Source organism: Mycobacterium sp. 155, assembly GCF_000373905.1.
GTDB lineage: Bacteria > Actinomycetota > Actinomycetes > Mycobacteriales > Mycobacteriaceae > Mycobacterium.
On record NZ_KB892705.1, the window covers coordinates 3,390,283 to 3,412,859 of the forward strand.

Annotated in this window: 17 protein-coding genes; 9 read left to right on the forward strand and 8 right to left on the reverse strand. The window is 66.6% G+C overall.

Features of this window, described 5'->3' with window-relative positions; genetic code table 11:
* Positions 1-11 precede the first annotated feature (11 nt).
* Entirely contained in the window at positions 12-1,781 is a 1,770-nt protein-coding gene (gene eccA, locus B133_RS0116210; RefSeq protein ID WP_018602530.1) for a type VII secretion AAA-ATPase EccA, read from the reverse strand.
* 187 nt (positions 1,782-1,968) lie between these two features.
* On the reverse strand, positions 1,969-2,868 hold the full coding sequence (locus tag B133_RS0116215) for a class I SAM-dependent methyltransferase (protein WP_018602531.1): 900 nt from the start codon (positions 2,866-2,868) through the stop codon (positions 1,969-1,971).
* A gap of 133 nt (positions 2,869-3,001) precedes the next feature.
* Between B133_RS0116215 and B133_RS0116220 the strand changes: the two genes are divergently transcribed.
* Positions 3,002-3,826 carry an SAM-dependent methyltransferase gene (locus B133_RS0116220; protein WP_026256507.1) on the forward strand — a complete coding sequence of 275 codons (825 nt, stop codon included), beginning with the start codon at positions 3,002-3,004 and terminating at the stop codon, positions 3,824-3,826.
* Positions 3,827-4,165: 339 nt separating this feature from the next.
* Here the strand turns inward: B133_RS0116220 and B133_RS0116225 are convergent, their stop codons facing one another.
* Genes B133_RS0116225 through B133_RS0116245 form a run of 5 tightly spaced genes read right to left on the reverse strand, consistent with a single transcriptional unit; the run spans position 4,166 to position 11,569 of the window.
* Positions 4,166-4,465, reverse strand: a complete 300-nt coding sequence (locus B133_RS0116225; RefSeq protein WP_018602533.1) for a hypothetical protein — start codon at positions 4,463-4,465, stop codon at positions 4,166-4,168.
* The gene (locus tag B133_RS0116230; protein WP_018602534.1) at positions 4,465-8,904 is read right to left on the reverse strand and encodes a cation-translocating P-type ATPase; all 4,440 of its coding nucleotides are present in this window, start codon (positions 8,902-8,904) and stop codon (positions 4,465-4,467) included. The genes B133_RS0116225 and B133_RS0116230 overlap by 1 nt, the downstream gene beginning before the upstream one ends.
* A 12-nt stretch (positions 8,905-8,916) precedes the next feature.
* Complete coding sequence (locus B133_RS0116235; RefSeq protein WP_232423369.1) at positions 8,917-9,378, reverse strand: NifU family protein; 462 nt, start codon at positions 9,376-9,378, stop codon at positions 8,917-8,919.
* On the reverse strand, positions 9,378-11,318 hold the full coding sequence (feoB, locus tag B133_RS0116240) for a ferrous iron transport protein B (protein WP_018602536.1): 1,941 nt from the start codon (positions 11,316-11,318) through the stop codon (positions 9,378-9,380). The genes B133_RS0116235 and feoB overlap by 1 nt, the downstream gene beginning before the upstream one ends.
* Complete coding sequence (locus B133_RS0116245) at positions 11,315-11,569, reverse strand: FeoA family protein (protein ID WP_018602537.1); 255 nt, start codon at positions 11,567-11,569, stop codon at positions 11,315-11,317. The genes feoB and B133_RS0116245 overlap by 4 nt, the downstream gene beginning before the upstream one ends.
* Before the next feature lie 169 nt (positions 11,570-11,738).
* On the opposite strand from B133_RS0116245, the gene B133_RS0116250 reads away from it, so the two are divergent.
* From B133_RS0116250 to B133_RS0116260, 3 genes are all read left to right on the forward strand, one after another.
* Positions 11,739-12,719, forward strand: coding sequence for a 2-hydroxyacid dehydrogenase (locus tag B133_RS0116250; protein ID WP_018602538.1), 981 nt, complete (start codon positions 11,739-11,741; stop codon positions 12,717-12,719).
* Between the two features lie 86 nt (positions 12,720-12,805).
* Complete coding sequence (locus B133_RS0116255) at positions 12,806-15,022, forward strand: acyl-CoA dehydrogenase (protein WP_018602539.1); 2,217 nt, start codon at positions 12,806-12,808, stop codon at positions 15,020-15,022.
* A gap of 433 nt (positions 15,023-15,455) precedes the next feature.
* Positions 15,456-15,764: a hypothetical protein gene (locus B133_RS0116260; protein WP_026256509.1), complete on the forward strand. Its 309-nt coding sequence runs from the start codon at positions 15,456-15,458 to the stop codon at positions 15,762-15,764.
* Positions 15,765-15,836: 72 nt separating this feature from the next.
* Here the strand turns inward: B133_RS0116260 and fadD2 are convergent, their stop codons facing one another.
* Entirely contained in the window at positions 15,837-17,516 is a 1,680-nt protein-coding gene (gene fadD2, locus B133_RS0116265) for a long-chain-fatty-acid--CoA ligase FadD2 (protein WP_026256510.1), read from the reverse strand.
* Between the two features lie 56 nt (positions 17,517-17,572).
* Here fadD2 and B133_RS0116270 point away from each other — a divergent pair, with 56 nt between their 5' ends.
* The 5 genes from B133_RS0116270 to B133_RS0116290 all read left to right on the forward strand — a co-directional run bounded on the left by B133_RS0116270 (position 17,573) and on the right by B133_RS0116290 (position 22,425).
* Positions 17,573-18,814, forward strand: a complete 1,242-nt coding sequence (locus tag B133_RS0116270; RefSeq protein ID WP_018602542.1) for a DNA polymerase domain-containing protein — start codon at positions 17,573-17,575, stop codon at positions 18,812-18,814.
* Positions 18,815-18,913: 99 nt separating this feature from the next.
* Entirely contained in the window at positions 18,914-19,648 is a 735-nt protein-coding gene (locus B133_RS0116275) for a (Fe-S)-binding protein (protein ID WP_018602543.1), read from the forward strand.
* Positions 19,645-21,120 (forward strand): LutB/LldF family L-lactate oxidation iron-sulfur protein, encoded by a 1,476-nt coding sequence (locus B133_RS0116280; protein WP_018602544.1) that lies wholly within the window; start codon positions 19,645-19,647, stop codon positions 21,118-21,120. Before B133_RS0116275 ends, B133_RS0116280 begins: the two co-directional genes overlap by 4 nt.
* Positions 21,117-21,737, forward strand: a complete 621-nt coding sequence (locus tag B133_RS0116285; protein ID WP_018602545.1) for an LUD domain-containing protein — start codon at positions 21,117-21,119, stop codon at positions 21,735-21,737. The genes B133_RS0116280 and B133_RS0116285 overlap by 4 nt, the downstream gene beginning before the upstream one ends.
* 244 nt (positions 21,738-21,981) lie before the next feature.
* A complete protein-coding gene (locus B133_RS0116290) occupies positions 21,982-22,425 on the forward strand; it encodes an STAS domain-containing protein (RefSeq protein WP_018602546.1) in 444 nt (147 codons plus the stop codon).
* Positions 22,426-22,577 lie beyond the last annotated feature (152 nt).

Here is a 22,577-nt window from a genome sequence, read left to right on the forward strand (position 1 = left end):
TCCCGGCGCGGTCATTCGGGCACCGTCAAACCGAGGCCGCGCAGCAGCGGAGCAGCGGAATTACGGACGTCACCGGCCGTGATCGTCATCATCTCCTCGTCGGTGAAGTCGTCCTGTTCAGAGTGGTCCAGCCGGTATTCGCGTTCCTCCTCGGAACGCTCCACCAGGTTGCGGACGAACCGGCCGTTGCCGGCGATGTCGAGGCTGCGCCGCGACACCCCGTTGGCGTCGGGTGTGGTGGCCTCGGCGAGGTGAGCGAACAGCTTCTCCATGTCGTCGTGTGCTTCGGTCTCGAACACGCTGTCGCGTTTCTCGGCCATCCGCACGGCGATCTCCACCAGCTCCGACGAGTTGTACGACGGAAAGTCGATGCTGCGGGTGAAACGCGACCGCAGCCCCTCGTTGGTGTCCAAGAAGTTGTCCAGATCCTTGCGGTAGCCGGCGACGATGACCACCAGACGGTCGCGGTCGTTCTCCATCCGGGCGAGCAGGGTGTCGATCGCGACCAAACCGAAGTCGTTTTTGGCGCCCGTGGAGACCAGCGCGTAGGCCTCGTCGAGGAACAGCACGCCATCAAGGGCGCTGTCGATGATCGCGTTGGTCTTCGCCTCGGTCTCACCGATGTGCTGGCCGATCAGGTCGGCACGGTGCACCTCGCGAACCGTCTCCTTCTTCAAAAGGCCTAGGCCGCAATAGATCTTGGCAACGACGCGGGCGATGGTGGTCTTACCGGTCCCGGGCGGTCCGGCGAACACCAGGTGGTTGGTCCGCTGAGCGACGGTCAGGCCGCGTTCCTGGCGCCGGATGGCCATCGCCACCGAACTCTTGAGCCGGGCCACCTGAAACTTCACTTCTTCCAGGCCGATGAACTCGGCGAGCTCGGACTCGGCCTCGATCAGCAGATGCGCCTTGCGCTCCTTGGCGCCGGGGTCGATGAACTCGTCCTCGGTCGGCTCAGTCGCCGGATCCCACGGATTGCTCCTGGCGTCGATGCGCGCCGAGGTGGTGGTGACCAGTCCGAACGTCGGGTCCGACAACGCCTCTTCGACCTGGGCGTTCTCCGGATGGGCTGCGAACAGATCCTGCAGCACTTCGTTGGCGTCCTCGTCCTCAGCCTGGCCGCGCAGGGTCAGGGCCTTGGCCAGCGCACCATCGACGGCAGCCACCACGATCGGTCCTGATGGCTCCTCCAGGTAAGAGAGGGCGGGCGCGTACATGCCCAACCGGGCCAATGCGATACCCAGGGTGGTCTTGGCCGCATGCGCGGTCACGTCGTCGAGGGACTTGTCGGTCACCACCGGCGTCAGCAGGCGCACCACATCCGACCAGCGCTGCGCGCGGTGATTGATCGCCACCCGCAGCCAGCGCGCGTTGAACCAGCCCGGTCGCCGCGTCGCAACCTCGTCGGCCAGTGCGTCAGCCTCGGCCAACTCACCCGCGGCGCACCGCCGTGCGGCATACGCGAGCTGGAAATCGTCCGGTCCAGTGGCCCGGAACGCCAGGTATAGCCCGGTGTCGTAGCTGAATCCGAGGTCGCCGGCCGCGAGGTCGATCTCGCGTTGCAGTACCCCTGCGCTCGCTACCGTGCGCCACACCGAGTCGATGACCGGTCCGGACACGTCGCCCGCGGCGGCGAACCCGATCCAGGCGTCGCAGTGATCGTGTGCGATATGGGTCAGCCCGGCAAACCCGGACCTGGCCGCGGCCAGATCGGCAGGGCGCTGCCGGTCATTGACCGTCAGACCGAGCGCACGACAACATGTGGCAAACCGGCTGACCACATCGCGGTCGAGCCGGGGTGCTCTTTGAGCTGGAGCGGCGAGCGTATTACTACCCATATGTGTGCGCGGGAGCGATTGACGCACCCGTTTTCTCCCTTATGTATGCCTAAGCTAACTTTCGGCTGAAGTTAGCATTGCATAACTTAAGTGTCGAGACGCACGGTATCGGTCAGAGACGTGATCCGGCTCACTTCTTGTGGGCGGTGACCAGATTGTTCGAGTCGATCATCTGCCGAGCATCAGTGCCAGGATCAGGCAGTTCTCGGCCCAGCCGGTGGATATAGTCCGAAAGGCCAGTAGTGGTCGCGGTCCAGCCACGCTCGGAGAACCACTGTTCAGCGGGGGCGTGCCGCTCGTTGTAGACCAGCGAGAAGAATTCGGTGTCCTGCCCGGAGACCCGGCCTTCGGCGCGCTTGGCCTCGAACACCTCACGGTCCATCGGTACCGCCTCCTCGACCGCGACGAAGCTGCCGGGGGCCGCCAAGGTGTCGATACCCGCGAACAACTGCTCCTGCGCGGCTGCCGGCAAATAGATCAGCAGGCCCTCGGCAATCCACGCCGACGGCTTCGACGGGTCGAAACCGCGGCCGCGCAGTGCCTGTGGCCAGTCGTCGCGCAAATCAACGGCGATCTCGCGACGCTCGGCCGTCGGCGCGTCACCGTGGCTACTCATCGTCTCCCGTTTGAACTGCAGCACACGGGGCTGGTCGAGTTCGTAGACGACGGTGCCCGCGGGCCAGGACAACCGGTAGGCCCGGGAATCCAGGCCCGCCGCCAGCAGCACGATCTGCTGCACACCGGCCTGCGCGACGCGCTGAAAGTAGTCATCGAAGTACCGGGTGCGGGCCCCTTGGAAATTGACGAAATGTCCGCCCCACTCGGTGCGTAGCGGGAAGTCCGCGTCGGCGTCGTCGAGGACAGCGGCCGCGGCGCCGCCGATTGCGCGACAGAACACCTCGGCATACGGGTCGACGGCCAGCGGGTCAGGCTTCTGCGCTTCCAAAGCCCTTGCCGCGGCGACGAATAACGCGGTCTGGCCGACGCTGGTGGAGATGTCCCAAGTGTCTTTATCGGTACGGCTGCTCACGGCCGCGAGGGTACGCGCCGAAGCTGACAAGCCTGCTGCACCAGCCGCCGATGCACGGGAACTCCCGCACGCGGCAGCCTGGTACAGGCACGCCGCCAAGACGGCCCGTCAACCGGCCCCGCATGATGGCGCTATGAGTTCTCGACAGGGCGTGGCCGACACCGGATTGCTGGTGGCCGCCATCCGAGCCAAGGAAACCCAACGCGAAGACCGGCTGTTCACCGATCCATTCGCCGACAGGCTGGCCGGCGAATCCGGCCGACAACTGCTCGAGGAGGCCGTCGCCACCGCCGGCGACAAGACCACCTTGCAGATCGTGGTCCGCACCCGGTTCTGGGACGAGGCATTGCTGCGCGCGGTCGCGACGGTCGACCAGGTGGTGATCCTGGCAGCCGGGATGGACGCGCGGGCATACCGGCTGCCGTGGCCCGACGGTACTACGCTCTACGAGCTCGACCAGCCCGCGGTGATCGCCGCCAAGGCCGAGGCGCTCGCCGGTGAGGAGCCGCGTTGCCGGCGAGTGGCAATCGGCGTCGACCTCGCCGACGACTGGACAGGTCCGCTTCGTGCGGCAGGGTTCGACCCGCAACGCCCAACGGTCTGGCTGATCGAAGGACTACTCCAGTACCTTGACGCATCCGCGGTGCACACTTTGTTCGAGCGCGTCGACGCAACCTCGGCATCCGGTTCGGTGCTGCTCTACGACGTGGTCGGCAAAACCTTGCTGGACAACGTGATGCTGGCGGCGGTCCGTGAACACATGGCCCGCAACAGTGCGCCGTGGCTGTTCGGCACCGATGAGCCCGGAGAGCTGAGCGAGCGGCTGGGCTGGTCGGCCGTCGTCACCGACGTGGCCGAACCGGGCAACCGCTGGAACCGGTGGTTCGCCCCCGCGGTGCCGCTGGATGTGCCGAACGTCCCGCGCGGCTATTTCGTCGAGGCGGTCAAAGGCGCCTGAGCCCTCCCCACTGCGGAGCCCTCCCCGTTGTCACGCTGCCCCCTTGCGTCGCTGCCCCGCCACCGTCCCCCGTTGTCACGCTGGAGTGGCACTCAGCACCGACAGCCACTCTGCCGTGACAAAGCCCGTGGTTGCCACGGTCGACGGGCGCCCGCGCCGTCCCCCGCTGCCCCGCCACCGTCCCCCGTTGTCACGCTGGAGTGGCTGTCGGCGGCGACAGCCACTCCAGCGTGACAAAGCCGGTGCGACAAGACCCCGTGCGGTGCGCCAAGACCCAGTGCTCGGCCGACACCATCGCCCGACGGATCGCGAACCGGTGGCGGTGAAGCCGTTTCGGTTTCAGGCCTCGGCGGTCGAGTCACCCGCAGCTTCCGGCGGGGACGCCGGTTTCCCCGATTCGCCATTCCCCGAGCCGCGCACCGTGAGCGCGTGTCCGACGCCGATGCCGAGGGCGACCGGCCACGGGATCAATTCGGTGACTCCGAGGACGCCGAGCACGCTGTAGAACGCCATGTGCTTCGGCGGCGGTACCGAGACCTTGCCTACCACCGGCAATGTGACCGAGAACTTCTCCGCCGCGTGGACGGCCTTGGAGACATCGTTGTGCGAGGTCACGAAATCGCGAACAGAATTCAACATTAGTTAGGCAACCCTTCCTTATCGCGCGACACGGGATTAGGCTCACTCGTGTGGACGACGTCATGCGAAAGCTCGGCACCGACACCCTGCTGGATTCCGGTGTCCGCCTCCTGACCCCCGCCGTCGAGCATGTCTACACCCTCCTGGTGCGCGTCGGCGTCCTCGCCATCGATGACTGAGAGCCTCTCGGCGACCCGATCGATCACACCGGGCAGGAGGGTGGCCACGCCACCGGCGAGCAGGGCCGAGACAACCGCTTGACCCCAGCCAATCGGACCGACGGGCGTGCACCCGAACAACTGACTCAGCCCCGGTGTGCTGATGATCCCCGCCATCACCGTCACGGTTCCCACATTCGTGGCGATCACCAACGGCCCATGCGAATCCGAGAGTGTCTGCATCATCTGTGACAGCACCAGCCCGATCAGGGCCACCGTGGCCGCGCGCTGTCGCGACCCCGTCGGGAGCGCCATTGCCCAGGCCAGCGTCGCCCCCAGCGTGGTGAACACCCCGCGTACCGCGACCGCCCGCCAGATCGACGCCTCGTCGTGATGTGCGACGCCATCGCGGGGCACCTGGGTGCTGACGGCGACCGCCGCCGCGGGCAGCGCATCGGTGAGCATGTTGACCAGCAGCATCTGGCGCGCCGACAGCGCGGGCCGGCCCGTCAGCAACGACGTGATCACTCCGAATGTGACCTCACCGACGTTGTGTCCCAACAACATTGACACCGCGGATTGCACCCGTCGCCACAGCTGCTCGCCCTCGTCGAGGGCTGACACCAGTGCGCCGATCTGACCGTCGAGCAGCATGACGTCGGCTGCCATGCGGGCAGGGTCGCTGCCCGCCGACACCACACCCACCCCGACGGACGCGGCTCGGATGGCCGCGGCGTCGTTGGCCCCGTCACCGACCATCGCGGTCACCACACCCACCGACTCGAGCGCCTGCACCACTTCGACCTTGTGCTCGGGCGACATTCGCGCGAACACGCGATAGTGCTGCGCGGCCCGGCTGCGCTCCGGGACCGTCATCGCATCCCACTCGGCACTGGTGAGCACCTCGTCGGTGGTCACCGGAAGACCGAGCTGTCCGGCGATCACGGCAGCGGTGAGCGGGTGGTCGCCGGTGATGAGTTTGACGCCGATCCCGCGTGATTGCAGTTCCTCCAACAGCTCACGAGCGCCCTGCCGCGGAGTGTCTGCCAGCCCGAGCAATCCGAGCGGACACAGCTGGGTCCGGCACAGTGCCTCGAAAGCAGCGGGATCCGCCGCGGCCTCCCGCGCTTGCGTTGCGGTCACGTCACGGTAGGCAACGGCCAGCACCCGCAGCCCGTCTGCGGCCATCGCATCCAACGCTGTCTCCATCGAGCTGTCGGGAACAGCGAAGGCACGCACCAGAACGTCGGGAGCGCCCTTGAGCACGATGCGGGTGCCGACGAGCGCGGCGGCGAAGGGCCGGTCGGACTGGAACGGCAGCAGCACGTCGAATCCGTCGATCGGGATGCCGCGTTCGTCGGCTGCGTCGTGCACAGCCTGGTCGGTGGCGTGCTCGAGTCGGACGCCGTCGCCGATCACCATCGTCGCTGCCGCGGCTGCGAGCACGTCATGCTCGACGAACCCGTCGAGGGGCCGCACGGCGGTGACCCTGAGTCGGTTCTCCGACAAGGTGCCCGTCTTGTCGAAGCACACCGCGTCCAACCGGGCGAAGGCCTCGATCGCGCGCGGATTGCGGATCAGCACCGAGGATCCCGTCAGCTGACGGGCTGATGCCGACTGGGCCAGCGTCACCACCAGTGGCAGCCCCTCGGGCACCGCGGCCACCGCGATCGACACCGTTCCCGAGGCTGTGTCGCGAATCGGCGTGCGCCGCAACAGCGACAACAATCCGACCAGCCCGCCGCCGGCCAGGCTCCACGGGAGGGCCTTCTTGGTGATCACACCCAGCTGCGCCGCGAGTCCGACCTCCCCGATACGCACCGGCGACATCGCCAACGCCCGGCGAATCTGAGAGGACGGCCCGACGCCGACGACGATGCCGACAGCCCGGCCGGCCACCATTGTGGTGCCGGCGTGAAGCATGCCGCTGCGTTCGGCCAGCGGTGCGCCAGGTGTCGGCTCGGTGTCCTTGGCCACGGGCAGGGATTCACCGGTCAAGGCGGACTCGTCGACCTCGACCCCGTCGGCCTCCAGCAGTCGCAGATCGGCCGGCACGACCTCGCCAGAGCGGACCTCGACCAGGTCGCCGGGATGCAGAGCCGCAGAAGGTAGTTCGCGGAAGCCGCCCTCGCAGGCCAAGAGTCGCGCAGGTGGTTCCTGAACTGCCAGCAGCCGGTCCAGCAGGTGTTCTGCGTGCACGGTCTGCTGCGCGGAGATTGCGGCGTTGCCGAGGAGCACCGCACCGACCATCAATGCGTCCAACGGAGAGCCGAGCAGTGCGCTGGCCACCGCCCCGGTCGCCAGAACCGGGGTCATCGGATCGGACAGATCCGCGCGCATCGTCGCGACATAGTCGCGCGCCGAACGCCATATTCCGACGACGGGCCCGGGAGACGACGCAGTCGACTCGGTGCGGGTCGGATCGGTCGGACGCGGCAGCAACCGGGCGATTTCCTCGACGGGCAGGGCATACCAGTCGTGCCCCGATTCCGGATTGGGCAGCGGTTCACCAAACACCTTGCGGCCCAGGCCGAATCCTGACCACAGACCCAAGGTCGCGGTCATGTCCACCGATGCGGGGCCACTGCCCGGCACGCTGGGAATGAGCATGAGTGTGCCCAGCACTGAGCTGCCCGCCGACATCGACACGCCCTTGTCGGCAGCGACGCGTGCTGCGGGCAGGGTCCGCAGCACGCGCCAGGCGGCGGCGAGATCGGGCACCAGGATGTCGGCACCCCATGGCGGCGTTCCACCGTCACGCATCACTCCGACCGACAGGTCGGCATCCAGGGCGGCCCGATCACCCGATGCCGAGAGCAGCGTCACCTTCGCCCCGTCGGCCTGCAGCGCGGCAACCACCTCGGCCAACGTGTCGTCCAGCGACGCACCGCAGGGCACGAGTTCGTCGAAACCCTGTTTGAGCGAACGCAATCCGTCGTCGGCGACCGTGATGACCCGGGTGCCGGCCGTGCGTGCCTCGGTGACCAGGGCCGCGGCCAGTGGGTCGCGGATGGCACTGACCAGCGCCTCACCGACCTCACCGGCACCGGGGATGTTCGACAACGCGTTCCAGCCCGGGGAAAGCTCCCCGGCCTCCAGGGCGTCATTGGCGGCGGCCCAAGCCTGCGCGCGCAGCGAGGTGTCGGGCAGACCGCGCACGCGGCTGACGGTGTAGGAATCGGTGTAGAGGATGCGCGGATCGATCACCACGGTGTCCAGATCGGCCAGCCAGCGCAGTGCCTGCGGCTGCAGCACCAGGGCGCCGTGGTTGTTCTGCAGGCCGCGGCTGACCGCACAGCAGAATGATTCACGAACGGAACGAATAGGTTTCGGGGTGGCAACCGCAGCAGCCGCACCCGCGATGTCCGGGTCGGTGAACACGCCGAGCAGCATCGCGCCGACGATGCCCGCACCGATGGAACCCTCGGCATACCTGGCACCGGTCTTGGGATGCCAGCCGCCGCGGCGCGCGACTGCTATGTCGCCGGACTTGGTGGCCAACTCAGTCAAGCATGGTTCCATCCGCTCCCATGCCCGCCGCCCGTTGACGGCCTCCATGGTCTGCATAGCCCGGGTCAGGGTGCCCGACAACAGGGACGCCGGAGCGGCTCCCAACGCACCGGTCACAGCGCCGACGCACGCGAACGCCAGGTCGGCCCCCTCGACACCGAGCCTGCGCTCGACGATCCGGCGTACTTTCGGATGATGGTCGGCCATCGCGACCGGTGCGGCCACCAAGCGTGGGATACCGCGAATCGGCAACAGGCTGCCCAGCGCCGCGGCACCGAGGCCCACGGCCGACACCGTTGTGGCGACCATTCTGGTGGCGACCAGTGCGTCGTCACCCGGTAGCGACGACGGCGACGAGGATCCCGTTACACCGCAGGACTCTTCGGCCGCGGCGATGACGCGGGCCAACTGCTGCGCCGTGGGTCCGGTGCCGGTGACGGTGACGACGACGCGTGCGGTGGGCCCGTTCAGGTGAACCGCGGTGACGCCGGGGGTTGCCCGTAACGCGGCACCGACGGCCTCTGCGACGCCGTCAGTGCCAAGCCCCCGTACCTCGATCCAGCGGGTGATCTCGGTGGAGGTGAATCGCCGGGCCGGGCCGACACCGGCCGCCTCGCCGAGCACGGCCGCCGCCGACTGCGTCGCCGCCAGGGTGTCGGCGGCCAGACCCGCCGCAACGGCGGTCACGGCCGAGCCCACCAATTCGGCACTCGTCATCGACGTCGCGACCAACGTGCGGGCGATCGCAAAAGGTGCTGCCAGTAACGACATTAACTCCCTCTCCTAGGTGCGTACCGCGCGGACTTCGCGGATCTCCGGAAACTCCGCCCGCACAGTGTCGGCAACCAACCTCGTCAATGTGCGGCTACGTAGAGCGCAACGGCCGCACGCGCCTTCCAGTGCCACTTCGACAACGTCCTCGTGGACCGACACTACGTGCAGGACACCGCCGTGGGAGGAGACCAAAGTCCCCACTTCCCGGGCCAGAAGTGCCGCGATCCGCGTCGGCAGATCCCGCGGAACGGTCCGGGAAAGCGCCTCGAACAACACGGTTCTCACCCTGGGCCCGTCGGCCGCCCACGAGTGCCCCGGGGCAAGCCGGGTGCGGATCTCGCCGGGGCCGATATCGACGGCAGCCAGGGCGTCGTCGCGCAACAGCGCCGCCACGGCGTCCTCGGGCAACACCGCGTCGGTCACCCACCGCATCGTCGTCGGATCGGCGGTCGCCTCCGGATGCAGCTGCATCACGTCACCCACAGCGTGATGTAGCGCGCCGCAACCCCGCCGACCCACGCCAGCGCGAACATGTACAACCACGCGATCACCGGCCAGCGCCAGGAGTTGGTCTCGCGCCGGATCGTGGCCACCGTCGACATGCACAGCAGAGCGAACGCGAAGAAGACCAGAAGTGCGGCCACCGTCGGCGGAGAAAAGAGCAGTTCGCCCTGGTGTGGCCCCGAGGTCCACACCGCGGTGCGCACCGCTTCGATCGGGCTCTCCGGGTCGCCCGCGGCGAAGATCTGACCCATGGTCGCGACGAACACCTCGCGGGCGGCCATGGCGCCGATCAACCCGACGCAGATCCGCCAGTCGAAGCCGAGCGGGTCGAAGACGGGCTGGATGAACTTACCGATCGCTGCCGCGAACGAGTTGTCCACCACGTAGGCGCCCGCGACGACGGGATCCATTCCGGCGATCTCATCGGTGCGCGCCGGTAGATTCAGCAGGAGCCACAGGATGACCGAGGTGGCAAGGATGATGGTTCCGGCCTTGCGCAGGAACGCTTTTGCCGAGTCCCACATGCTCAGCAGCACCGACTTGGCCGACGGGAATCGGTACGGCGGTAGCTCCATGTAGAACGGCAGCATGTCGCCGCCCAGCACTACCCGCTTGAACAGCCACGCGGTCGTCATCGCCGCGACGCCACCGAGGATGTAAAGCCCGAACATGACCAGGCCCTGCATTCCGACCGGACCCCAGCGGGCAGCCGGGTCGACGAGCAACGCGATGAACAAGATGTATACGGGCAAGCGCGCCGAGCACGTCATGAGCGGCGCAGCCATGGTGGTGGCGATGCGATCCCGCGACGACGGCAACGTGCGGGTGGCCATGATGCCCGGCACCGCGCAGGCCACCGAGGACAGCATGGCCACGAACGCGCGTCCCTCCAATCCGGTGGTGGCCATGATCCGGTCGACCAGGAACGCGGCGCGCGCCATATAGCCGATGTTCTCCAGCAGAGAGATCAGCAGGAACATCAGCATGATCTGCGGGATGAACACCAGTACTGCACCGACACCGCCGATGACGCCGTTACCCAGCAGGCCGGCGATCGTCTCGTTGGGCACGGTCGTGGCGACCGTCTCGGCCAACCACACGAACAACTGCTCGATCAAACCCTGGATCGGGGCAGCCACGGTGAAAATCACCTGGAAGAACAGGAACATCACCGCAATGAAGATCAGCGACCCCCATACCGGGTGCAGCAACAATCGGTCGACGCGGGCACTGCGCCCGTCGGCCTCGGGCGCACGGTATTTCGACGCGGCGAGCACAGAGGAGATCCAGGCGTTGAACTCGGCATCATCGCGTGGCGGGGGGATCGGGACGCGAGGCCAGTTATCGGGCGCCGCCAACAGTTCGCGCAATGGCGCGAACCCCTTACCGCGGCTGCCCACCACCCCGACCACCGGGATCCCCAACGCCGTCGCGAGTTGTTCGGTATCCACATGGCCGCCCCGGTTGGTGAGCTCGTCGACCATGGTCAGGATCACCATCGTCGGGAGGTCCAGCCGTAGCACCTGGGCCAACAGCGACAACGACCGTTCCAGCACCGTGACGTCCACCACGACGGCAATGGCGTCCGGGGCGGTGATCCCGGGCAACTCTCCGTGCAGCAGGTCGGCGACCACCTGTTCGTCCGGGCTGACCGGATGCAGGCTGTAACTGCCCGGCAGATCCTCGACGGTGAACTTCACCGTCCCGCAGTGCGCACAGGTGTGCTTGCCGGTGCCGACGCTGCGCGCCACCGTGACACCCGGATAATTGCCGGTGCGGGCCCGCAGACCGGTCAGGTGGTTGAAGACGCTGGTCTTTCCCGCGTTGGGGCTGCCGACCAGCGCGATGCGTTGCTGCCCCTCGGGCGCATCGACCGCACCGTTCGAATGGCAGGCTGGGGCGCTCATGCGGTCACCACGACCTGGATGTGGCGTGCCTCGTGGCACCTCAGGCACATTTCGTAGCCGAGTATGCGGTAGGCGACCGGATCGCCGAGCGGGGCGACCCGGATCGTGTCGACTATGTTTCCTGCGCGAAACCCCAAGTGTCGCAACCTCAGCGCAATGTGCCGGGGCGCGTCTTCGGCGATTGCGACGATGGTTGAGCGGGCGCCGACGGGGACGTCGGAAAGCTGCTGAGGCAGGAGTGAGGCGGTCATAGCTGGCTACCTTCGTCGGAGAATTGACACTCGATTTAGGTGAGGCTAACCACGGTATGACGTCATGACTAAGGTCTTTAGTCCTCAGTAATGGACCTCGGGTCAATCGGTAGGTCGACACCGAGCATTACTCCACCGCCAGCAACGAGCTGGCCGATACCATCGCACGATGGATCGCGAATCGGTGGCCGTGACCCCCGGCCCGGTCCGGGTACTCGCGCATTTCATCCCCGGCGACCGGGTGCTGGATTTCCTTGCCCCACACAAAGACTGGCTCGACGTACGATTCTGCGCCGCCGAAGACGACGCGACCTTCTACCGTGAGCTGCCTGAAACAGAGGTGCTCTGGCACGTTCTGCGGCCGATATCGGGCGACGACCTGCAGCGCGCTTTGCGGCTGCGGCTCGTGCACAAGATGGGCGCCGGGGTGAACACCATCGACGTCGAGACCGCCACGCAACTGGGCATCCTGGTGGCCAACATGCCCGGGGCGAATGCGGCCTCGGTCGCCGAGGGCACGGTGCTGCTGATGTTGGCCGCGCTGCGCCGACTGATCGAGCTGGACCAGTACACGCGTGCCGGCGAGGGCTGGCCCGCGGATGTCACTCTCGGTGAGACGGTGCGCGACATCGGCGGCTGCACAGTCGGATTGATCGGCTACGGCAACGTCGCGCGTCGGGTCGAACGGATCGTCACGGCGATGGACGCCAGCGTGCTGCATACCACCACCCACAACACCGGCCATCCCCGCTGGCGCAGTCTCGCAGAGCTGCTGGCGACCAGCGACATCGTGTCACTGCACGCCCCGTTGACCGACGCCACCCGCGGGCTCCTGGACCGGACCGCGCTGGCCACGATGAAGCCGGGATCAGTGATCGTCAACACCGCCCGCGGGCCGATCATCGACGAAGCCGCCCTACTCGAAGCGCTCGGCACCGGGCGGATCGCGGCGGCAGGACTGGACGTGTTCGAGGCGGAACCCATTCCCGCCGGACACCCTCTGCTGGATCTAGAGAACGTGGTGCTCACGCCCCATGTGTCCTGGTACACGGTCGACACCATGCGGCGTTATCTGCAGGCGGCCGTGGACAACTGTCGTCGCATCCACGACGGTCAGCCCCTCGCGAACGTGGTGAACGAAGTGAGCTAGGACGCCACGATGGCGGCGAGCAGCCGGGCGTACGCTCGAACCCAACCCACCGGTTAATAGGGAAATGCCGCCAACGGAGGAACCGCATGCCCATTGCCATCACGTCCGAGCACACCGCTCTCGCCGATTCGGTCCGATCGTTCGTGGCCCGCGTCGCACCGTCGGAGGTGCTGCACGAGGCGTTGGACGCCGATTGGGAAAGCCCCATCCCCAACCCCCCACTGTTTTGGAAGGCCGCGGCCGAGCAGGGCCTGCAAGGCGTGCACCTGTCGGAATCGGTTGGCGGACAAGGCTTCGGCATCCTGGAGCTGGCGATAGTGCTGGCCGAGTTCGGTTACGGTGCGGTTCCGGGGCCGTTCGTGCCGTCGGCGATCGCCAGCGCGCTGATCGCCGCGCACGATCCCGACGCGAAAGTGTTGGCCGGGCTGGCCTCCGGCGAGGTGATCGCGGCCTACGCCATCGATTCCGGTCTGACCGCTACCCGGCACGGGGGCGGGCTGGTGATCCGCGGCGACGTGCACGCGGTGCCCGCGGCTGCTCAGGCCTCGGTCCTGGTGCTTCCGGTCGCGATCGATTCCGGCGAGGAATGGGTGGTCATCGACGCCGACTCCCTGGAGATCGAGCCCGTCAAGAGTGTCGACCCCCTGCGCCCGCTCGCCGACGTGCGCGCCAACGCGGTCGAGGTGAGCTCCGACGACGAAGCAGCCCGGGTGCTCTCCAACCTCAGCCGGCCGTTGGCCCACGCGCTGATATCCACGCTGCTCTCAGCCGAGGCCGTCGGCGTGGCCCGCTGGGCCACCGACACCGCTACTGCCTACGCCAAGATCCGCGAGCAGTTCGGCAGACCCATCGGCCAGTTCCAGGCCATCAAGCACAAGTGCGCAGGCATGATCGCCGAGACCGAACGGGCCGCCGGTGCGGTCTGGGATGCTGCTCGAGCCATTGACGATCTACGCGAGAACGATTCGGCTGAAGCCCATTTCGAGTTCGCCACAGCCGTCGCGGGCACTTTGGCGCCGGCCGCCGCGCAGCACTGCACCCAGGACTGCATCCAGGTACACGGCGGCATCGGCTTCACCTGGGAACACGACGCCAACATCTATTACCGCCGGGCCCTGGTGCTGGCCGCCGGTTTTGGCCGGACCGCCGACTACCCGCAGCGGGTGGTCGATACCGCCACGACGACCGGTATGCGTCCGGTCGACGTCGACCTGGATTCCGACACCGAGAAGCTGCGGGCGGATATTCGCGCGGAAGTCTCTGCGCTCAAAGCGATTCCGCGCAATGAACGTAATGTCGCCATCGCCGAGGGCGGTTGGGTGCAACCCCACCTGCCCAAGCCGTGGGGCCGCGGGGCCGAACCGATCGAGCAGATCGTCATCGCGCAGGAGTTCTCCGCGGGCCGGGTGAGGCGTCCGCAGATGGGCATCGCCACGTGGATCATTCCGTCCATCGTGGCCTTCGGCACCGACGAGCAGAAGCAGCGGTTCCTACCGCCCACCTTCCGCGGTGAAATGATCTGGTGCCAGCTGTTTTCCGAGCCCGGTGCGGGCTCGGACCTGGCCGGCCTGACAACCAAGGCCACCAAGGTCGACGGTGGCTGGCGGATCACCGGGCAGAAGATCTGGACCACCGGTGCCCAGTTTTCGGCCTGGGGCGCGCTGCTGGCGCGCACCGACCCGAGTGCTCCGAAACACAACGGCATCACGTACTTCCTGCTCGACATGTTGTCGCCGGGCATCGAGATCAAGCCACTGCGGGAGCTGACCGGTAACGCGATATTCAACACCGTGTTCATCGACGACGTGTTCGTCCCCGACGGCATGGTGCTCGGCGAGGTGAACCGCGGCTGGGAGGTCAGCCGCAACACCCTGACCAATGAGCGCGTGTCGATCGGCAGCAGCGAGCCACCGTTCCTGGCCAACCTGGACCAGTTCGTGGAATTCCTGCGCGCCGGGCACTTCGACCAGATCGAGCAGAACCGGGCCGGCCAGCTGATCGCCGAGGGCCACGCCGCCAGGGTGCTCAACCTGCGCTCGACCCTGCTCACCCTGGCCGGCGGCGACGCCATGCCCGCGGCCGCCATTTCCAAGCTGCTGTCGATGAAAACGGGTCAGGGCTATGCCGAGTTCGCCGTGGCGTCGTTCGGCACCGCCGCGGCGATCGGGGACAACACCCGGGAACCGGGCCGGTGGGCCGACTACCTGCTGGCCAGCCGGGCCACCACGATCTACGGCGGCACGTCGGAGATGCAGCTCAACATCATCGCCGAACGGCTGTTGGGGCTGCCGCGCGATCCGTAACTTCCCTGCGCGAGAACTTCCCTGCGCGAGCAGACGCTAAGGTCCCGGAAAACGCGGGTTTTGGGGACCTTAGCGTCTGCTCGCCGGAGATATCCGGTGCTACCGTCGAAATAGGCGGACATCCCAAACGGTTGGTACTGGTGATGAAGACGTTCAGGCAAGGTGTACTGCGCCCTGTATGGGTGGGTGCGGCTGCGTTGTCGGTTGTCATCGCTCCGACAGCGGTAATTCAGCAGCTCTCGCCGGGGCCCACGGAAACCCGCGCCGACCCATGTGTAAACGGCGTCATTCCGTGGAACCCCTACGTTGTGAACTGCAACCTACAGCCCAGAAGGCCGTACATCCGCGGCGCAGCTCCCGACGCCGGAGCCATCATTGCCTGCCGGGGTAGGCCAGGATGTCTGGCGTGGTACGTGAACGGCGGCCCGTGATGATGACCAACGACGTCGAAAAGCGTTGGCACGACCCACAGATGTTCCGGTCGGCGGTGGTTTACGTCGTATGTGTCGTGGCGGTGGCCGGTCTGGCTCTGGCGTCCTACGCGTTTGTCGGCGACCACTCGCTGCTGTCCGCCATCCTGGTGCCGACCGTGCTGTTCGTCGGAGGCGTCGGCGGATTCGTGCGCACCTATCAGGTGTGGAAAGCCGGTGGTACCTGGCCTATCTGGCACGGCGCAGGCTGGTTCCTGCTTGCGCTGTCACTGGTCTGCCTGGCCGTGCCGGGTTCAGCGCTGCTCTCCTGAGACCCCTAAGTCAGGATCGCGTCGGCGTAACCGCCGCCGACGCGCAGCGCTCAGCCCGTGTGTCTCGTCGGATTACTCCACCGGTCTGTCGCGGAGTTCGCGCTTGAGGATCTTGCCTGTCGGGTTACGGGGCAGCTCATCGAGAAAGATCACTTCCCGCGGCACCTTGTACCGTGCCAGATGGTCCTTCACATAGGCCTTGATGGCGTCCTCGTCGACGCTGGCGCCCTCGGCCTTGACCACGAATGCCCGCAGCCGCGCACCCCACTCCTTGTCCTCGACTCCGAGTGCCGTTGCCTCGATCACCTCGGGATGCCCGCTGATGAGATCCTCGACCTCCGCCGGGAACACGTTCTCACCGCCCGAGACGATCATCTCGTCGTCGCGGCCGCTCACGTAGAGCAGGCCGTGTTCGTCGAAGTACCCGACGTCGCCCGAGGACAGCATGCCGTCGATGATCTGCTTGCCGCCTCCGCCGGTGTAGCCCTCGAACGGGAAGGTGTTACCGACGAAGATGCGGCCGACCTGCCCCTGGGGCACCTCGTTGCCGTTGTCGTCGACGATCTTCACCCGCACGCCCTTGACCACCGGACCCACCGTGGCCGGGTTGATCGAGAGATCCTTGGGCCGCGCGATGGTCGCGAACGCGATCTCGGTGGAGCCGTACAGGTTGTAGACGACCGGGCCGAGATCCTTGAGCGCGCGCGTGGCCAGCTCGGCACCGAGCTGCGAACCTGAGACGAAGACTATGCGCAGCGAGGACAGGTTCGGCTTGGGCGAAGTCTGGTCGAGCTGATCCAGGATGCGCGACAGCATGACGGGCACCACCACCATGGCCGTCACCTTGTGCTTTTCGATGTCAGCCAGCACGGTGGCGGGTTTGAACCGGCGGCGCAGCACCAGCGTGGTGCCGAGCATCATCGCTATGGTGCCGTGCAGAAAGCCCAGCGCGTGAAACATCGGCGCGGGCAAGGACGTGACCTCACCGGCTTTGAACGGCACATGCGACAGCACCCCACCGATCGGCGCGAGCGACGGCGGGGTGCTGCGGTTGGCGCCCTTCGGCGTGCCGGTGGTTCCGCTGGTCAGAATGATGATCGACGAGTGTTTGGTGACCTTGGGGGCTGGGCTATGGCTGCTGCGGGCGATGAGCTCCGCCAGCGTCTCGTCGGTGCTGCCCGACGGTTGTTCTTTGTCCGGGTTCTTGCCCAGCGCACGTAGCTTGCCCAGCATCGGTTCGGCCTGTGCGACGGCCTCGGTGTACTCGTCGTCATAGACGATCACCTTGGCGTCTTCGCGCTCGGCGACCTCCTTGATCTGTGGCCCGGAGAACTCGCTGTTGAGCAGGATGATCCGGGCTCCCGTGCGGGCGGCACCGTACAACGCGATGAGGAACCACCGGTGGTTGCGGGCGAGGATGGCAACGCCGTCGCCGCCCCCGACGCCCATGGTCAGCAGGCCGTTGGCGACCGCATGAGCCGCGGCGTCGAGTTCACCGAAGGTCAGCTCGCCGTCGTCGTCGATGACCGCGATGCGGTTGGGGTGACGACGCGCGTTGAGCGCGGGAATCATGCCGAACTCACCCCAGCGCACGATGTCGGCCAGCATCGCGGCCATGTTCTGCGGCTGCTCCAGGCGCAGCGCGCCCGCCTCGAACATCTTGCGTGCGTAGTGCAACTCGGCGGCGCCGCGGTCTAGGTATCGCTGGGCTTTCCCCGCCACCTGCGCGGACAGGTCAGAAAGACTTGGCATGGGGCCCACAATATGTGACGCCGGTCGCAGTCGGGAGAGATAGCTACCATGAGCTGATGGCCGGTGGTGTGACACTGGAGGTCGACGGTCTGCAGGTGTCGATCAGCAACCCGGACAAGGTGATTTTCCCCGGCCTGGGCGGACACTCGGGCGTCACCAAACGGGACCTGGTCGACTACTACCTCGCGGTAGCCGACGGTGCGCTGCGCGGAGTCGCAGGCCGCCCGATGATCCTCAAACGGTTCGTCAAAGGCATCACGGCCGAGGCCATCTTCCAAAAGCGTGCACCCGAGAAACGCCCGGAATACATCGAGGTCGCCGAGCTCAAATACCGGTCCGGCACATCGGCCAAGGAGGCCGTCGTCGACAACACCGCCGGATTGGTGTGGGCGGTGAATCTCGGCTGTGTCGACCTCAATCCGCATCCTGTCCTGGCCACCGACCTCGACCATCCCGACGAGCTGCGCGTCGACCTGGATCCGATGCCGGGCGTGAACTGGCGCCAGATCGTCGAGGTGGCGCTCGTGGCGCGCGAGGTGCTCGAGGATCACGGCCTGACCGCGTGGCCCAAGACATCGGGCTCGCGCGGGTTTCACATCTACGCCCGCATCCACCCACGCTGGCCGTTCAGGCAAGTCCGGCTGGCTGCCCAGACCATCGCCCGGGAGGTGGAACGGCGCGCCCCGGAACTCGCGACAGCACACTGGTGGAAAGAGGAGCGCGAGGGGGTGTTCGTCGACTTCAACCAGAACGCCAAGGATCGCACGGTCGCCTCGGCCTACTCGGTGCGCGCGACGCCCGATGCGCGGGTGTCCACCCCGCTGCGGTGGGACGAGGTGCCGGACTGCCGCCCTGAGAGGTTCACCATTGCCACTGTGCCCCTGCGGTTCGCCGACGTCGGTGATCCGTGGGAAGGCATGAACGACGCACCCGGCAACCTGGACGCGCTGCTCGAGCTCGCCGAGAAACTCGGCCCTGCGGAGAAAGCCCCTAAGGGTGCTTCGCGCGACGGCAGACGGGTTTCTTCGATGCCGCTCATCGAGATCGCCCGCACCAAGACCCGCGACGAGGCGTTGGCAGCGCTGGACTTCTGGCGCGAGCGCTACCCGAAGGCCGCTGAAAGGCTTGCGCCCGCAGATGTTCTGGTCGACGGCATGCGCGGTCCGAGTTCGATCTGGTATCGCATCCGGATCAATCTGCAGCATGTTCCGGAGGCCGAACGCCCGCCACAGGAGGGCCTGATCTCCGATTACAGTCCGTGGGAGAACTACTCCGGAAAGCAGTGGCGGCAGGGCTGAGTCCTACTCGAAAAGTTCCGGAAGCGGGCGCCTGGCATGACCCTGTGGACCTACGCGTTCACAGCCGCACCCACGACGCCGGAGGTAGCGTGAGGCGTCATGCGAATCGCCCTGTTCGCGACCTGCCTGGCTGACGCCCTCTTCCCGCCTGCAGCCATCGCCACCGTAGCGGTACTCGAGCGCCTCGGGCACCAGGTCGTGTTTCCAACAAACCAAACCTGTTGTGGCCAAATGCATATCAACACCGGATACCTCAAGGAAGCCACCGCCGTGGTGCGCAACCACGTGCAGGTGTTCGAATCCGCGAACTGTGATGCCGTCGTCGCGCCGTCGGGGTCGTGTGTGGGGTCCGTGCGTCACCAGCACGCCATGGTCGCGCGCCGCGCCGGTGACGAGGATCTGGCCGTCCGAGCCGAGGCGGTCACGGCCCGCACCTATGAGCTCTCGGAATTCCTCGTCGACGTGCTCGGGGTCGAAGACGTCGGCGCCTACTACCCGCACCGGGTCACCTACCACCCGACGTGCCATTCGTTGCGCATGCTGGGGGTCGGCGACAAGCCGCTGCGGCTGCTGCGCCATGTCCGTGGCCTGACCCTGTTGGAGCTGCCCGCCGCCGAATCCTGTTGTGGTTTCGGCGGAACGTTCGCCATCAAGAATTCCGACACCTCCACGGCCATGTTGACCGACAAGATGACGAACATCCTCGACACCGGGGCCGAGGTGTGCAGCGCCGGCGATTCGTCGTGCCTGATGCACATCGGCGGCGGGCTCAGCCGGTTGCGTAGTGGGGTGCGCACCGTGCACCTGGCGGAGATCCTGGCAGCCGGCGCATGAGTATCTTCCTCGGTACCCCGGGCATGGGTAATCTGCGTGGCGACGAATCGTTCCCTGCCGCCGCCCGCACCGCACTGGCCGATTCCCAACTCCGCCGCAACATCGGCCACGCCACCCACACCATTCGAACCAAGCGCCTCAACGCAATCCGCGAATGCGCCGACTGGGAGGAATTACGCGCCGCGGGCAGCGCCCTCAAGCAGGATGTCATGGCGCGCCTGCCCGAGCTGCTCGAAGAACTGGAACGCAACGTCATCGCGCGGGGCGGCGTGGTGCACTGGGCCCGTGACGCCGACGAGGCCAATCGGATCGTCGCCGACCTGATCCACGCCACGGGTTCCGACGAAGTCGTCAAGGTCAAGTCGATGGCCACCCAGGAGATCGGGCTCAACGAGTACCTCGAGACGCAGGGCATCGCTGCGTTCGAAACCGACTTGGCCGAACTGATCGTGCAACTCGGCCACGACAAACCCAGCCACATCCTGGTACCCGCGATCCACCGCAACCGTGCCGAGATCCGCGAGATCTTCACCCGGGAGATGCCCGGCGTCGGTGAGCTCAGCGACGAACCACGGGTGTTGGCGATGGCCGCCCGGGCGCATCTACGACGCAAGTTCCTCACCGCGAAAGTGGCGATCAGCGGCGCGAATTTCGGCGTCGCCGAGACGGGAACCCTGGCTGTGGTGGAATCCGAGGGCAACGGGCGGATGTGTCTGACGCTGCCGCAGACCCTCATCACTGTGATGGGTATCGAGAAGATCGTGCCGAGGTTCTCCGACCTCGAGGTGTTCATGCAACTGCTCCCCCGTTCGTCGACCGCCGAGCGTATGAACCCGTACACCTCGATGTGGACCGGAGTCCATCCGGGTGATGGGCCGCAGCAGTTCCACCTCGTACTGCTGGACAACGGCCGCACCCGGGTGCTCGCCGACGAGGTGGGACGCGCTGCACTGCACTGCATTCGGTGCAGCGCGTGTCTCAACGTGTGCCCGGTATACGAGCGCACCGGCGGGCACGCCTACGGGTCCGTGTACCCCGGACCGATCGGGGCGATCCTGAGCCCGCAGCTGACCGGTATCACGGGCCACGACGATCCCAACGCCAGCCTGCCCTACGCATCGTCACTATGCGGAGCGTGTTTCGACGCCTGCCCGGTGCGCATCGACATCCCGTCGATTCTCGTGCATTTGCGCGCGAAGCACGTGGATCAGGAGAGAGGGGTACGCGGTGGCCTTCCGTCTGGCCAGGATCTGGCAATGCGGGCCGCCGGTTGGGCGATGTCATCGGCAGGCCGTTTCTCGCTGGCCGAGAAGGCCCTGGCCGCCGGACGGTTGATCGCGGGACGCGATCACCGCATCTCGACGCTACCGTGGCCGGCCTCGAAATGGACCACGAGCCGCGATCTGCCCGAGCCACCGAAGGAGACGTTCCGCCAGTGGTGGATTCGCACCCATGGAGGAGGCGACCAGTGAGCGCAGCACGCACAGCGGTACTGGGCCGGATCCGTACCGCCCTGGCTGCAGCACCGACGAAAGCCGTTGTGGTACCCCGGGATTACGACCACCGGCCACTGACCGGACCCGGGGATGTGGAGCGGTTCGCCGAAACGGTGGCCGAGTACCGGGCCCGGGTGCACCGCATCGCGGCCGCCGACATCGCCGCCACGGTACGCGAACTGGTGGGCGCCCAGGCGAGCGTGGTGATTCCCGCCGATGTTCCGGACGAGTGGGTGGCGGGGATGCGTACCGTCGTCGATGATCCAGTGCTCGGGATCGACGCTCTCGACGGTGCTGACGCCGTGTTGACGGGGTGCGCCGTCGGTATCGCCGCGACGGGCACCATCGTGCTCGACGCAGGCGCCACCCAGGGCCGTCGCGCCCTCACCCTGGTCCCCGACCATCACATCTGCGTGATTCGGACCGATCAGATCGTCGACACCGTGCCGCAGGGTTTCGCAGCATTGACGGCGACCCGGCCACTGACCTTCATCTCTGGCCCCAGCGCCACCAGCGACATCGAACTGGAACGGGTGGAAGGGGTACACGGTCCGCGCACGTTGGACGTGCTGATCCTCCTGCCTCGAACGTGAACAAGATGGCGAGATTCCCTCCTCGAAAACTCGCCATCTTGTTCACATCGGCGGTTCGCGAGCTCCGCAAGGTCACAGGCCCCTCGCAGCCCGCCTCTCCCTACCGGCCAGTACGAATTGAGGTTCTTAGCAAAGTATTAACGGCAGCACCCCGCCGCCTTAGATTGCCCACTTAGCGTTGTGGTCAGGTTGAAGCGACGACGCACAGCCGACAAACACAGGAACCACCGAAGGGAGGCTGATCATGACTATCACGACCAACACCCCGGCTTCGGACGGCAATCTCCGGTACGTGAGCCAGGCACTCGTCTGCGACGGCGCCTCGATGCGATCACAATGCCGGCAGCTGGCCACGGTGGTGACGATCAAAGGTGACGTCAACACTTCCAACATCGACACCATCACCGCATACGTGTGCCGCTTCACTCTTCCCGAGAAGCCACTCGTCGTAGATATGAGCGGTGTGAACGGTTTTGCCCCGCAGTCGATCTCACTGTTCTACGAGATCGACGAACGCTGCGGCGCACTCGGCGTCGACTGGGCCGTGGTCGCGAGTGACGCGGTCATCAGAGAGCTCGACAACATCGGCGTCCCCGTCGCCGCCTCGGTGGCCGAAGGGCTGCACCACTTCGCTGAAGGCAACCAGGCCCGCCGCCGGCTGCTGCCCCTGCTTACCAAGAGCGCCTGACAGAAAGGGCCACCAATCATGTTGATCGACGTCCGATGGCTGACGATGCTTCTGGGCCGGCGGCGCCGGGCTACCCATCGGCATCTGCTCGCCCACTGAGCACCGCCGGGTAAATCCCGGTAACTCACGACCGTTGAAACCGGCGGCGTGCA

Bases quoted from the DNA above. Each gene is read 5' to 3' on its own strand.
- B133_RS0116220 (WP_026256507.1), top strand. From the start codon at position 3,002: ATGAGTTCTCGACAGGGCGTGGCCGACACCGGATTGCTGGTGGCCGCC.
- B133_RS0116225 (WP_018602533.1), bottom strand. From the start codon at position 4,465: ATGTTGAATTCTGTTCGCGATTTCGTGACCTCGCACAACGATGTCTCC.
- B133_RS0116230 (WP_018602534.1), bottom strand. From the start codon at position 8,904: ATGTCGTTACTGGCAGCACCTTTTGCGATCGCCCGCACGTTGGTCGCG.
- B133_RS0116235 (WP_232423369.1), bottom strand. From the start codon at position 9,378: ATGCAGCTGCATCCGGAGGCGACCGCCGATCCGACGACGATGCGGTGG.
- feoB (WP_018602536.1), bottom strand. From the start codon at position 11,318: ATGAGCGCCCCAGCCTGCCATTCGAACGGTGCGGTCGATGCGCCCGAG.
- B133_RS0116245 (WP_018602537.1), bottom strand. From the start codon at position 11,569: ATGACCGCCTCACTCCTGCCTCAGCAGCTTTCCGACGTCCCCGTCGGC.
- B133_RS0116250 (WP_018602538.1), top strand. From the start codon at position 11,739: ATGGATCGCGAATCGGTGGCCGTGACCCCCGGCCCGGTCCGGGTACTC.
- B133_RS0116255 (WP_018602539.1), top strand. From the start codon at position 12,806: ATGCCCATTGCCATCACGTCCGAGCACACCGCTCTCGCCGATTCGGTC.
- B133_RS0116260 (WP_026256509.1), top strand. From the start codon at position 15,456: ATGACCAACGACGTCGAAAAGCGTTGGCACGACCCACAGATGTTCCGG.
- fadD2 (WP_026256510.1), bottom strand. From the start codon at position 17,516: ATGCCAAGTCTTTCTGACCTGTCCGCGCAGGTGGCGGGGAAAGCCCAG.
- B133_RS0116270 (WP_018602542.1), top strand. From the start codon at position 17,573: ATGGCCGGTGGTGTGACACTGGAGGTCGACGGTCTGCAGGTGTCGATC.
- B133_RS0116275 (WP_018602543.1), top strand. From the start codon at position 18,914: ATGCGAATCGCCCTGTTCGCGACCTGCCTGGCTGACGCCCTCTTCCCG.
- B133_RS0116280 (WP_018602544.1), top strand. From the start codon at position 19,645: ATGAGTATCTTCCTCGGTACCCCGGGCATGGGTAATCTGCGTGGCGAC.
- B133_RS0116290 (WP_018602546.1), top strand. From the start codon at position 21,982: ATGACTATCACGACCAACACCCCGGCTTCGGACGGCAATCTCCGGTAC.